Source organism: Desulfatitalea alkaliphila, assembly GCF_022968795.1.
Taxonomy (GTDB): domain Bacteria; phylum Desulfobacterota; class Desulfobacteria; order Desulfobacterales; family Desulfosarcinaceae; genus Desulfatitalea; species Desulfatitalea alkaliphila.
In genome coordinates, this window is sequence record NZ_JALJRB010000005.1 from 1 (window position 1) to 12,623 (window position 12,623).

10 protein-coding genes are annotated in these 12,623 nt (G+C 64.1%); 5 read left to right on the forward strand and 5 right to left on the reverse strand.

The window, feature by feature from the left end:
- From MRX98_RS06065 to MRX98_RS06085, 5 genes are all read right to left on the reverse strand, one after another.
- Positions 1–716: phosphoribosylanthranilate isomerase (locus MRX98_RS06065; protein WP_246903944.1), on the reverse strand; the 716-nt coding region annotated here is incomplete at its 3' end.
- Positions 717–719: 3 nt separating this feature from the next.
- Positions 720–1,544, reverse strand: coding sequence for an indole-3-glycerol phosphate synthase TrpC (gene trpC, locus MRX98_RS06070; RefSeq protein WP_246903946.1), 825 nt, complete (start codon positions 1,542–1,544; stop codon positions 720–722).
- Positions 1,545–1,548: 4 nt separating this feature from the next.
- Entirely contained in the window at positions 1,549–2,565 is a 1,017-nt protein-coding gene (gene trpD / locus MRX98_RS06075; RefSeq protein WP_246903948.1) for an anthranilate phosphoribosyltransferase, read from the reverse strand.
- Between the two features lie 39 nt (positions 2,566–2,604).
- Positions 2,605–3,183: an anthranilate synthase component II gene (locus MRX98_RS06080; RefSeq protein WP_246903950.1), complete on the reverse strand. Its 579-nt coding sequence runs from the start codon at positions 3,181–3,183 to the stop codon at positions 2,605–2,607.
- Positions 3,180–4,682 (reverse strand): anthranilate synthase component I family protein, encoded by a 1,503-nt coding sequence (locus tag MRX98_RS06085; RefSeq protein ID WP_246903951.1) that lies wholly within the window; start codon positions 4,680–4,682, stop codon positions 3,180–3,182. The genes MRX98_RS06080 and MRX98_RS06085 overlap by 4 nt, the downstream gene beginning before the upstream one ends.
- A 394-nt stretch (positions 4,683–5,076) precedes the next feature.
- Between MRX98_RS06085 and MRX98_RS06090 the strand changes: the two genes are divergently transcribed.
- The 5 genes from MRX98_RS06090 to MRX98_RS06110 all read left to right on the forward strand — a co-directional run bounded on the left by MRX98_RS06090 (position 5,077) and on the right by MRX98_RS06110 (position 12,599).
- Positions 5,077–6,522 (forward strand): phospholipase D-like domain-containing protein, encoded by a 1,446-nt coding sequence (locus MRX98_RS06090; RefSeq protein WP_246903953.1) that lies wholly within the window; start codon positions 5,077–5,079, stop codon positions 6,520–6,522.
- Positions 6,523–6,563: 41 nt separating this feature from the next.
- Positions 6,564–8,441 carry a GNAT family N-acetyltransferase gene (locus MRX98_RS06095; protein ID WP_246903955.1) on the forward strand — a complete coding sequence of 626 codons (1,878 nt, stop codon included), beginning with the start codon at positions 6,564–6,566 and terminating at the stop codon, positions 8,439–8,441.
- 42 nt (positions 8,442–8,483) lie between these two features.
- Positions 8,484–9,248, forward strand: coding sequence for a short-chain dehydrogenase/reductase (locus MRX98_RS06100; RefSeq protein WP_246903957.1), 765 nt, complete (start codon positions 8,484–8,486; stop codon positions 9,246–9,248).
- A gap of 81 nt (positions 9,249–9,329) precedes the next feature.
- Positions 9,330–10,835 (forward strand): class I adenylate-forming enzyme family protein, encoded by a 1,506-nt coding sequence (locus MRX98_RS06105; protein ID WP_246903959.1) that lies wholly within the window; start codon positions 9,330–9,332, stop codon positions 10,833–10,835.
- A gap of 159 nt (positions 10,836–10,994) precedes the next feature.
- Positions 10,995–12,599: a B12-binding domain-containing radical SAM protein gene (locus MRX98_RS06110; protein WP_246903961.1), complete on the forward strand. Its 1,605-nt coding sequence runs from the start codon at positions 10,995–10,997 to the stop codon at positions 12,597–12,599.
- The last annotated feature ends 24 nt before the right edge of the window (positions 12,600–12,623 follow it).

Below are 12,623 nucleotides of genomic sequence, written 5' to 3' on the forward strand. Positions count from 1 at the left end.
AAAACTTGGGCCCGCCAGGGCCCAAACACTTCCCGCACCACCCGCCCGCCTTGCGCATACAACGGCCCCGTCTGCCGCACGGCGGCGATGAAACGGGCCACTTTGGCCGGGTCCTTGCGGCCCGGCGCCGCCTCCACGCCGGAACTGACGTCCACGGCGTCGGGCAGGGCGTCGGCGATGGCGCGGGCCACATTGTCCGCATCGAGACCGCCGGCCAGCAGGGTGGGATGGCGGCGGGCCAGGTCGGCGGCGGCGCCCCACTCCCAGGTCAGGGCGTTACCGCCGGGTTGAACGCCGCGGCCGCACTCCACCAGGTAGGCCGATGCCCGGTAGCGGTCCACATCCGTCAGTCGGGGCTTTTTGGCGGCAAAGAGCGCCTTGATCACCACCCCATCAAAACTGTCCTGCAGCCGCGCCACCAGCGATTGGGGTTCGTTGCCGTGCAGCTGCACCGCGCCCAAGCGGCAGTAGCGCACGGTGGCGGCCAGTTGTTCCCAGCCGACATTGACGAAAACCCCCACGGCGGGTACCGTCGGGGGAAAGGCATCGGCAATGGCGGCGGCCTGGTCCAGGGTGACATAACGGGGGCTGGGCGGATGAAAAATCAGTCCGATGGCATCGGCGCCCAGGGCGGCGCAATTCGCCGCCTGTGCCGGATCGGTCAAACCGCAGATCTTGATTCGAGGGCCGTCGCCCCGGTTGTTTGCTTTGGTCATGGGTCAGATGCCTCCATCCGCTGGTTGTTTCGCCGCCGGCGCACCACCCATCAATTCCTTCAAAAAGGCAACCCGGTCCGGCGCCCGCACCAGGCTTTCGCCGATCAGAAAATTGAATATCCCTCCGGCCAGGTTGGCCTCGATGTCGCGGCGGTTGTGGATGCCGCTGGCCGCCACGGGTATTTCTCCCGGACCCATGCGAGCCGCCAGAGTTGTAGCGGTCCCCAGGTCGGTGTCGAAGGTGGCCAGGTTGCGGTTGTTGATGCCGATCAGGCGGCTGCCGGCGGCGCGGGCAATGGTGTACTCCTCCGCCGAATGGATCTCCACCAGGGCATCCATGCCCAGTTCACGGGTCAAGGCCAGCAGCCCATCGAGCTGTGACAGCGACAGAATACGCACAATGAGCAGGACCGCATCGGCACCGGCGGCCCGGGCCTCGTAGAGCTGATAATCCGTGATGATGAACTCTTTGCGCAGCACGGGTAGATCGGTGGCCGCGCGGGCCCGGACCAGGTCTTCCAGGGCACCTTTGAAATAGGGCCCGTCGGTGAGCACCGAGATGGCCGCCGCGCCGCCGGCCGCGTATTCCGCGGCGCAACGGGCCGCATCCAGGTCCGGCCGGATGTCCCCCTTGGAGGGCGAAGCCCGCTTCACCTCGGCAATGATATTGACCCCGCCCGGTCCGGGACGGGCCAGCCGCGCCGCGAAACCGCGCGCCGTCCAGGCGGTGTCGGCGATCCGGGCGCACAGTTGGTTCAAGGGCATCCGGCGCGCGGCGTCGGCCACCAGCTCCTTTTTATCGGCCACGATGCGATCCAGAATGCTCATGGTGTCATCCGTTCTCCTGGGTGTAAGCCGCCAAGGCTTGCAACTTCTCCATGGCCTTGCCCTGGTCGATGGCCGCCGCCGCACGGTCGATGCCCTGCCGCAGATCGGCCGCCTTGTCGGCCGCCACCAGGGCCGCGCCTGCATTGATCAGCACCACATTGCGCCGGGGCCCCTTTTCGCCTTCGAGGATGGCGCGGGTGATGGCCGCGTTGGCTGGGGGATCGCCGCCGGCCATGTCGGCCGGATCGGCAAGACCGCCGAAGTACTGTTCGGGGTGGATGTCGTAGGTGCGAATGGCGTCGGCCTTGAGTTCACTGACCCGCGTGGGGGCGCAGACGCTGATCTCGTCCAGGCCGTCATGGCCGTGCACCACCATGGCCGACCGGGTCCCCAGCAATTGCAGCGCCCGGGCGAACATTTCGGTCAGCGCCGGCGCGAACACCCCCAGCAGCTGGCAGTTGGCCGAGGCCGGATTGGTCAGCGGCCCCAGCATGTTGAAAATGGAGCGCACCCCCAGCTCCTGCCGCGGCTTGGCGGCGTACTTCATGGCACTGTGATAGAGGGGCGCGAACAGAAAACCGATGCCGATGCTCTGCACCGCCTCCTCCACGATCTCCGGGTCGGTGTCCAGCTTGACCCCCAACACCTCCAACACATCGGCGCTGCCGCATTTGCTGGAGACCGAGCGGTTGCCGTGCTTGGCCACCGTCACGCCGCAACCGGCCACCACGAAGGCGGTGGTGGTGGAGATGTTGAAACTGCCCACCCCGTCGCCGCCCGTGCCGCAGGTGTCCACCACCGGCGACCCCAGGGCCTGGATGCGGCGGGCGTTGCCGCGCATGGCACGCGCCGCGCCGGCCAGCTCCTCGAAGGTTTCCCCTTTTGTGGCCAAAGCCGCCATCATAGCCCCGATCTGGGCCTCGCTGGCCTGGCCGGTGAGCACCAAGTGCATCATCTCGGCCATTTCGGCGGCGGTCAGATTCTGCCGTTGGATGATTTTGGATAGAAACGGTTTGATCATTGGAAACTCCTGCTGAAAAGATGATTGAAACAGGCGCGCCTATTCCGATGCCCCGACCCTTTTGACGAAATTGCGCAACAGCCGTTTGCCGATGGTGGTCATGATCGACTCGGGATGAAACTGAATCCCCTCGGTCAGGTGGTGGGTGTGGCGCAGGCCCATGATTTCGCCGTCCTCGGCGGTGGCGCTAACCTTGAGGCATGGGGGTACGGTCCCGGGGTCCACCACCAGGGAGTGGTAGCGCATGGCCTGAAACGGCTGCTTGACGCCGCTGAACAAGCCTTCGCCGTCACCCGTAATCGTAGAGGTTTTGCCGTGCATCAGGCGCCGGGCGCCGATGATGGCGGCGCCGAAGGCCGCCGCGATGCACTGGTGCCCCAGGCAGACCCCCAAAATCGGTATGCGGCCCGACAGGCGCTCGATCACCGCCAGGGAGACCCCGGCATCCGGCGGGCCGCCCGGTCCCGGCGAAATCACGATGGCCGAAGGCGCCAGCGCTTCCACAGCCGCCGCGTCCATCACGTCGTTGCGCACCACTTCCACCGACGCGCCGATCTCCTCCAGGTACTGCACCAGATTGTAGGTGAACGAATCGTAGTTGTCGATCATCAGGATCATGAACGGATCTCCTTTGTTTCGGCGGCCTGGGCCATGGCCAGGGCTTTCTGCACCGACATGGCCTTGTTGACGGTCTCCCGGCGCTCCCGTTCGGGGTCCGAATCGGCCACGATGCCGGCCCCGGCCCGCACGGTCAACAGGTTATCACGCACGCAGGCGGTGCGGATGGTAATGGCCAGGTCCATGTTGCCGTTGAAGGAGACATAGCCCACCGCTCCGCCGTAGGGTCCGCGGGGTCCCTGTTCCAAATCGTCGATGATCTCCATGGCCCGCACCTTGGGCGCGCCGCTGAGGGTGCCGGCCGGAAAGGCGGCCCGCAGCAGGTCCCAGGCATCGCACTCGGGTTTGAGCTCGCTGATGATGTTGGAAACCAGGTGCATCACATGGGAGTAGCGTTCCACCACCATCAGGTCGGTCACCTGCACCGTGCCGGTGCGGGCCACGCGCCCCAGGTCGTTGCGCCCCAGATCCACCAGCATCAGATGCTCGGCCCGCTCCTTTTCGTCTTGCAGCAGCTCGTCGGCCAAGGCGCGATCCGTCTGCTCGTCCACCCCGCGGGGCCGGGTGCCGGCGATGGGCCGCAAGGTGGCCACCCGGTTCTCCAGGCGCACCATGGTCTCGGGCGAGGAACCGGCCAGCACCGTGTCGCCCAGGTGCATGAAAAACAGATAGGGCGATGGATTGATGTAGCGCTGGGCCCGGTAGAGAGCCAGCATGTCGGGGGGGGCGGGGCAGGTGAAAGGCTGGGAAAGCACCGCCTGAATGATGTCCCCCTTGCGGATATGGTCCTTGACCACATCCACCTGGTGCCGGTAGGTGGCATCGGGCTGCACCGGCTGCAAAGCCAGTTGGAAAGGACCGCTGTGCGACGACGACGCGGCCAGGGGTTGGGCGATGCGGCGCAGCAAACCGTTGAGCCGGTTGGCGGCGGCGGCGTACACATGCCCGGCATCGGCCGGGTTGTCGATGAACCCGATGGCCAGGCACAGCAGGGTGTTGCGGATGTTGTCGAAGATCAGCAGCTCCTCGGGAAGCACAAAATGGGCTATGGGCTGATCCGCCGGCAGCCGGTTGGGGATGCGCGGTTCGAAAAAGGAGACCATCTCGTAGCTCAAGTAGCCCACCAGGCCGCCCCAGAAACGGGGCAGCTCGGGCAGATCGGCCGCCCGGTAGCGCGCCAGCAAGGCTTGCAGCACCGCCGGCGGATCGTTGTCATGGGCCACGGTCTCGGTGCCGGCGGCGGTGGTGATGCGCACCGTGTCGCGAAACACCTGAACGTCGGCATGGGCCGAGGTGCCGATGAAACTGTAGCGCCCCCATTTTTCGCCCCCCTCCACGCTTTCCAGCAGAAACACGGGCCCCTGCTCCCGGTAGAGCTTGGCCAGCAGGGAAACCGGCGTTTCCATGTCGGCCAGGATCTCCACGGCCAACGGCACCACATTGTGGGCGCGTGCCAGCGCCTCGAACCGGGACTGGTCGGGAAATTTACGCAGTAACATATAGATCTCCTTTCAAGGGACAGGGGAGGTCCACCCGTTTTCCCGCCCACGAAAAAAAAAGACCGTGAGCCGGATGGGGCCCACGGTCCTTATGGTTGCCTGTGACGGTTTCAGATGATCGGCAAGGCACCGTGAGCGCGCACGCACCACTGGCGCCACCACCAAACCGTGTTCACGCTGTTGTCGATATCCGCCTGCTGCATAACCGAAGTGCCTGGGATCTGAAGTTGCATTGAGATTGTGCGCGATAAATAAGTAGGAACGCGGATCGCTGTCAAGGCCTTTTTTCGCATGGCCCTTCAGGGCGCCCATGTGCCCGCATCGTTTTTATGATATAGGATACAGAAACGATCAAGGGGGGCAACCCCCCGGCAACCTTTGGTGAGGAGTATCCGTGCCGACCGACGTGATTGCATCCCTGTGGCCCCAGTTTCTGGCCTTGCTCACCTTTGTTGTCAGTGTCCTGGCCGCCGGTCACGCCATCCTCTACAAGCGGGACACCCGCGCCGCCATCGCCTGGGTCGGCTTCATCTGGTTCGTCCCCATCTTCGGCAGTCTGCTCTACCTGTGGCTGGGCATCAACCGGGTGCACCGCAGGGCCCGCTCCCTGCGCGATTTTCGCCATCTGCTGCCGGTGCACTCCGCCGATGCCTGCGTGGCGCCGGAGGCCGCATCCATTCACCAATTGGGACCTCACCTGACCCATCTGGCCCGCCTGGTGGGCAAGGTGACCCGCTACCCCCTGCTGGACGGCAACACCGTCACCCCCCTGGCGCCCGAAGAGGCCTATCCCCGCATGCTGGACGCCATCGCACAGGCACAACGGTCCATCACCCTGGGCACCTACATTTTCGACAACGACGCCGCCGGACGCCGTTTTGCGGACGCGCTGCGCAATGCGGTCCAAAGGGGTGTCCAGGTGCGGGTGATGGTGGACGATGCCGGCAGCAAATACACCTTTCCCCCAATCACCTATCGCATGCGACGCGCCGGTATCTCCCATGCCTCCTTCTTGCCCCAATGGGCCCCCTGGGCATTCGCCTATGCCAATTTACGCAACCACCGCAAGATATTGGTGGTCGACGGGGCCCGGGGGTTCATCGGCGGGATGAACATCCGCTCGGCCCATTGGCCGGCGTTGTGCCCCAAAAACCCCATCACGGATCTGCACTTCCAAGTCAACGGACCGGTGGTGACCCAGATGCAGCACGCCTTTGCCGAAGACTGGCTCTTTTGCAAAGGGGAACGGCTGGAAGGCGACATCTGGTTCCCCGAAGTACCGTCCGAGGGCGACGTGATCGCCCGTGGCATCCCCGACGGACCGGACGCGGATTTCGAGAACCTTTGCACCACCCTCCTGGGCGCCTTGAGTTGCGCCGAATCCTCCGTGCGGGTGGTCACTCCCTATTTTCTGCCCAACGCGTCATTGATCACCGCCCTCAACCTGGCGGCCATGCGCGGCGTCAAGGTGGACATCTTCCTGCCGGCGCGCAACAACCTGCGCCTGGTGCAATGGGCCTCGGCCGCCATCGTGTGGCAAGTGCTGGAGCAAGGGTGTCGCATCTGGCTCACCCCCCCGCCCTTCGACCACACCAAACTGATGCTGGTGGACGGGGCCTGGACCCTCTTGGGCTCTTCCAACTGGGATCCGCGCAGCCTGCGGCTCAATTTCGAATTCAACCTGGAGTGCTACGATCCGGTGCTGGCGGCCACCCTCGACACCCTGGTGGAACGCAAACGCTCGACCGCCCGGCCGTTGACCCTGGAGGATGTGGACGGCCGCTCCCTGGCCGTCAAGCTGCGCGACGGTTGCGCCCGGCTCGCCTCTCCCTATTTGTGAAAAAGAGAACCCATGAACCATATGGTAAAAAGGACGATTCCATGAAACAGACCTCCAAAGCAGAGTGGCAAAAGCGGGTCGTCTCCGCCGACGCCGTTTTGACCCGCATCGAACCGGGCATGAACATCTTCATCGGCACCGGCACCGCCGAGCCGCGCACCCTGGTCAAACGCCTGATGGCCTCCAAGGAGTACAACCTGCAGGACTTGACCCTGATTCAACTGGTCAGCTTCGGCGACGCCATCTCCCTGGAAGCCCTCCAATCCCACAAATATCGGCTGCGCACCTTTTTCTCCGGCTGGGTGGCCTCGGAGGCCATCGCCGCCGGGCATGTGGATTTGATTCCGGCCCGTTTCTCCACCATCCCCCGGCTGATCACCTCGGGCCAGATGGCCATCGACATCGCCTTCATCCAGATCACCCCGCCCACCGACACCGGCTACTGCAGCCTGGGGGTGGGCATGGATGTGGCCCGCCAGGCCATGGAACAGGCCGACCTGGTGGTGGGCGAAATCAACGCCGACATTCCCTTCACCTACGGCGACACCTTCGTCTCCATGGACGCCTTCGACCTGTTGGTGCACAGCGAAGACCCGCCCTTGTACTTCGACCGCTGGCCCCTGGACGAAATCTTCGACCGGGTGGCGGCCAACGTGGCCGCAGTGATCGAAGACGGCTCCTGCCTGGCCTACAACATCGGCCCAATTTACGAAGCACTGCCCAAACATCTCGCCGGCAAGCGCGACCTGGGCATCCACACCCCCTTCTTCACCGATGCCCTGATGGACCTGGTGTGCAGCGGGGCCGTCAGCAACCGCCGCAAGGGCATCTTCCGGGGGCGCTCCCTGACCGGCTTCGCCCTTGGCAGTCCGCAGTTGATGCGCTGGCTGGACCACAACCCCCTGGTGGAGTTCCAGAGCGTGGACCGGGTCTTCAGCCCCCTGGACATCGCCCGCAATCCCAACTTCGTGCTGATCATCCCCGCCCGCCGGGTGGATTTGAGCGGACGGGCGGCCATGAGCATCGGCAAGGGGGCCGTCACCACCGGTCCGGGGCAACTCGCCGACTTCTTCAACGGCGCCGATCTCTCGCCGGGGGGCTACACCATTCTGGCCCTGCCCAGCCGCAACCGGGAAGGCGAACCCAACGTGCGCCTGTCGGTGGAAGACAACCCCAACTTGCTCAATCAACCCGAATCCATGGACATCGTGGCGACCGAATACGGCATCGCCAACCTGCGCGGCCGCACCTTGCGCGAACGAGCCCAGGCCCTGATCGACATCGCCCACCCGGAAGATCGACCCGGCCTGGTGGAGGCGGCCAAGGAGGCCCGCATTCTCTTTGCCGACCAGATCTTCCTGGCCGACAGTGCCCATTGCTACCCCCATGAAGTGGCCACCCGCCACAACTTCAAAAACGGCCTTTCGGTACGTTTCCGGGCCATCCGTCCCTCGGACGAGGAGCAAATGCGGCGTCTGTTCTACCGCTTTTCCGACGAGGCGATTTACTACCGTTATTTCGCCCCCATCAAAACCATGACCCACGCCAAGATGCAGGAATATGTCAATGTGAACTACCGTAAGGTGCTCTCCATCGTCGGCGTCATCGGCGACCCGGGCCAGGGCACCATCATCGCCGAAGGCCGATACGCGCGGCATGAAAACAAACCGTACGCCGATGTGGCCTTCGTTGTCGATGAAGAATACCAGGGGCTGGGCATTGCCAGCTTCCTCTTCCGGCTGCTGGCGCGCCACGCCCAGCAGCAAGGTTTGGCGGGCCTGACGGCCGACGTGTTGACCACCAACCGCGCCATGCTCAAGGTGTTCGAGCGCGGCGGCTTCCCCGTGCAAGCCAAACTCGAGGAAGGGGTCTACGCCCTGACCATCCCCTTCGACAAAGCGGCCGCGACGACCCCTTAGGGCTCGCGAACCGCTATCACAAACCAAACAAGGAGTGCGTCGATGGATTTAGGACTCAATGGCCGTACCGCATTGATCACCGGGGGTTCCATGGGCATCGGCCGCGCCTGCGCCGAAGCGTTGGCCGCCGAAGGGTGCGCCCTCCACTTGGCGGCCCGCGGCGCCGAGGCCCTGGACGCGACCCGCGCAGACCTGCAGAATCGCTACGGAGTGGCCGTCACCTGCCACCCGGCGGACCTGACCGACGGCGATCAGGCCCGTGCCCTGGCGGATGCCTGCCCGCGGATCGACATCCTGGTCAACAATGCCGGCGCCATTCCCCGCGGCGACCTGTGGCGCGTGTCCGAACCGCTCTGGCGCCAAGCGTGGGACCTGAAGGTGTTCGGTTACATCAATCTTTGCCGTGCGGTTTACCCACGCATGCGCGAACATGGCCGGGGCGTCATCATCAACGTGATCGGCGCCGGCGGAGAGCGCCCCACCCTGGACTACATCGCCGGCGGCGCCGGCAATGCCGCCTTGATGGCCTTCACCCGCGCCCTGGGCGCGCGCAGCCTGAAGGAGGGCATCCGGGTTTTAGCCGTCAATCCGGGCCTGATCCGCACCGCACGCCTGGAAAGCCTGCTGCGCGGCCTGGCCCAAACGCGGCTGGGCGATGCTGATCGCTGGCAGGAGCTGGTTCCCCGCACCCCCCCGCCCGGCGCGCCGGAAGATGTGGGCCGGGTGGTGGCTTTTCTATCCTCCGACTGCGCCCGCTACATCACCGGCACGGTGGTCACCGTGGACGGCGGCGCCACGGCGGCCTGAAAACCTGCCTGAAAACCTTTGACAACCGGCGCCGCAGCGGCCAAAATAGCTTCGAACCATTATCACAGAAAAGGAGATTCAATGAACCTCGCGCACTTGCCTGGAAAAGAGATCGAGCGTTTCGGTGAACATGTGTCCACCATTTTCGGGGAACGGCAATTCACCAATGTGGAGATGCGCCGAAAATCGGCCCAATTGGCCAATGCCCTCAAAAGTTTGGGGGTGGGCAAGGGGGACCGGGTGATCATCCAGATGCCCAACTGCCCGGAAGTACTGCAGAGCTTTACCGCCGTCTACAGCCTGGGGGCCGTGGTCGTGCCCATCAACTTCATGGTGGGCGATGCCGAAACCGCCTTTATTTACCAGGATACCGGGGCAAGCACGGTCATCAGCAACAAAATGTTCCTCCCCAAGATCGAAACCTGCCGCAAAGAGGCCCCAGAGCTGCGCAACATCATCCTGACCGACCCGGAAGTGCCCGAGGGCACCCTCTCCTATCACGCCCTGTGCGATGCCCAACCGGATGCGATCGAAATCGCCGCGGTGGGCGACGACGATCTGGCGGCCCTGATCTACACCGCCGGCACCACCGGCCAACCCAAGGGGGTGATGCACACCCACGGCAGCCTGCTGGCCAACGCCGAAATGCAGCAAGCCACGCTGAACCTGCCGTCGGGCATGACCAGCGTCCTGGTGCTGCCCCTTTGCCACTCCTACGGCATCGCCAGCATGAACTTCGGCATGCTGGTGGGCGGCGGCTGCTCCGTGGTGCTGGACTCCTTCGATATCGACAAGGTGTTCGCCGCCATCGAGAAGTACAAGGCCAACATGATCGGCGCCGTGCCCACCATGTACATCTTCATGCTGCTGCACCCCGATCCCAAGAAGTACGACCTGAGCTCCATGAAGTACTGGATCTGCGGCTCGGCGCCCCTCACCCTGGAAACCTGGGAGCGCTTCAAGGCCACCTTCGGCTTCGAGATCATCGAAGGCTGGGGACTGACCGAAGCCGGCGCCAACAACGCCGTCAACCCCTTCGAAGGCAAAAAGAAGATCGGCTCCATCGGCCTGCCCATGAAAGGCACCAAAATGAAGGTGGTGGACGACCAGGGCATCGTCGTGCCCCCCGGAACCCAGGGGGAAATCCTGATCTCCGGCCCCATGCTGATGCAAGGCTATTGGCAGAAACCGGAGGAAAGCGCCAAGGTGCTGCGCGACGGCTGGCTCTACACCGGCGATGTGGGGTACCAGGACGAAGAGGGCTATTTTTTCATCACCGAGCGTAAAAAGGACATCATCATCAAAGGCGGCGAAAACATCGCCCCGCGGGAAGTGGAAGAGGTGCTCTACAGCCACTCCAAAGTCTCCGAAGCCGCCGTGGTGGGCATGCCCGATGAGGTCTACGGCGAAAACATCAAAGCCTTCGTGGTGCTGCTGCCCGGCGAGACCGCCACCGCCGAGGAGATCATCGAATATGCGCAGACCAAGCTGAAGAAATTCAAATCCCCCAAGGAAGTGGTCTTCCTCGATGCCCTGCCCAAGAGTTTGGTCGGCAAGATATTGCGTAAGGAGTTGCGTAAAATGTGAGGGGCCCTGAGGGGCGGGCCCCAGTTTAAAGTTTTAAGTTTAAAGTTTTAAGTTGAAGGAATTTAGTCGATTAGAGATGGTTGGGTTTGTTTGAGCTGGGGTGGGTGGGGGGATTTTGTACTTTAAATTTTGTGGGGTTTCGTGGTAGATGGCCGGTTCATGAAAATCGCCTTGATTGCTCCGCCCTATCCTTTGGAGGAGGCCCCTTCGCCGCCTTTGGGGTTGTGTTATGTGGCCGCCGCCTGTGAGGCTGCCGGGGCCGAGGTGCTGCTGCTGGATTTTATCGTCAGCCGTTACACCCCTGAAAAACTGCGGGCCGCCTTGGACGCCTTCGCGCCGGATGTGGTGGGCGCCACGGCTGTGACCATGAACTTTCCCGATGCCGTCGCCATCATCCGCGAGGCCAAGGCCCATCGGCCTGCCATTGTCACCATGATGGGCGGCCCCCATGTCTCCTTCGATGTGGACAACACCCTGCGGCGCCATCCCGAACTGGACCTGATCGTCATCGGCGAGGGCGAGGCGACCCTGGCGGAGCTGATCCCCGCCTTGAAAACGCCCCGGCGATGGCCCGACATCGCCGGCATCGCCTTTCGCCGGGGCGATGCGGTGGTGCGCACACCGGAGCGCCCCCTGATCGACGATCTGAATCGGTTGCCGTTGCCGGCACGCCACCTGCTGCCAATGTCCCGTTACCAGGCGCTGGGTTTTCCGGCGAGCATCATCACCAGCCGGGGCTGTCCCAACCGCTGCATCTTCTGCCTGGGCCGCCGCATGGTGGGCAGCAAACCCCGCTTCCGTGACCCGCGCCGGGTGGTCGACGAAATCGCCCATCTGCTGACCTACGGCATCAGCCGCATCAACATCGCCGACGACCTGTTCACCGCCGACAAGCGGCGGGTGCAGGCCCTGTGCGCAGAAATCACCCGCCGCGGGGTACGCTTCGACTGGAGCGCATTCGCGCGGGTCAACACGGTGGATCCGGCCACCCTGCAGGCCATGCGGGCGGCGGGGTGCGACAGCATCAGCTTCGGCATCGAATCGGGCGATCCGGAGATACTACGGCGGGTCCGCAAGGGCATCACCCTGGATCAGGCGCGCCGCGCCGTGACTTGGAGCAGGGCGGCCGGCTTGCGGGTGCACGCCTCATTCATGTGCGGATTGCCGGGCGAATCGCCGGAGACACTGGCCCGCAGCCATCGCTTCGCCGAAGAACTGGGCATCGAATACGGCTTTCACTTCCTCTCCCCCTTTCCCGGCACCAGGGTTCGGGAAGAGATCGCTGAGTACGACCTGGAGATCCTGACCGACGATTGGCGACAGTATGATGCGAACCAGGCCATCGTGCGCACCTCACGCCTGTCGCCGGAAGAGATGGACCGTTTCGTGGCCGAAGTGTACCACCGGCAACAAGAAAAGACCGACCCCATGGAAGCACGCTACCTGCAGGGCGATTGCAGTGACCAAGAGTACCTCATGTTCGAGGGGCTGTACCGCATGCGTCTGGTCTATCGCCTGCTGGCCGAAGACATGATCGAAGGCGCCCGCCTGCCGGCCGGCGCCGACGGCCCCGACCCCACGACCGCCCTGGTGACCCACATCGCCCGCACCACCCGGATGGACACCCCGCTGGTGGACCGCACCATCAAAGCCCTGGTCGAACGAGGCTACCTCCGATGGGAAACCCATGGCGAGGAGTCGTGCTGGTTCTGGACCTACAACAACCGCCTGCCCCACCCGCCCCCGGGGAGAGCGACCGGATAAGGGCGCGCGACCACCTTCCTGCGG

Coding starts and splice junctions, on each gene's coding strand:
- MRX98_RS06080 (WP_246903950.1), bottom strand. CDS start 3,183: ATGATCCTGATGATCGACAACTACGATTCGTTCACCTACAATCTGGTG.
- MRX98_RS06105 (WP_246903959.1), top strand. CDS start 9,330: ATGAACCTCGCGCACTTGCCTGGAAAAGAGATCGAGCGTTTCGGTGAA.
- MRX98_RS06110 (WP_246903961.1), top strand. CDS start 10,995: ATGAAAATCGCCTTGATTGCTCCGCCCTATCCTTTGGAGGAGGCCCCT.
- MRX98_RS06095 (WP_246903955.1), top strand. CDS start 6,564: ATGAAACAGACCTCCAAAGCAGAGTGGCAAAAGCGGGTCGTCTCCGCC.
- MRX98_RS06100 (WP_246903957.1), top strand. CDS start 8,484: ATGGATTTAGGACTCAATGGCCGTACCGCATTGATCACCGGGGGTTCC.
- trpD (WP_246903948.1), bottom strand. CDS start 2,565: ATGATCAAACCGTTTCTATCCAAAATCATCCAACGGCAGAATCTGACC.
- MRX98_RS06085 (WP_246903951.1), bottom strand. CDS start 4,682: ATGTTACTGCGTAAATTTCCCGACCAGTCCCGGTTCGAGGCGCTGGCA.
- trpC (WP_246903946.1), bottom strand. CDS start 1,544: ATGAGCATTCTGGATCGCATCGTGGCCGATAAAAAGGAGCTGGTGGCC.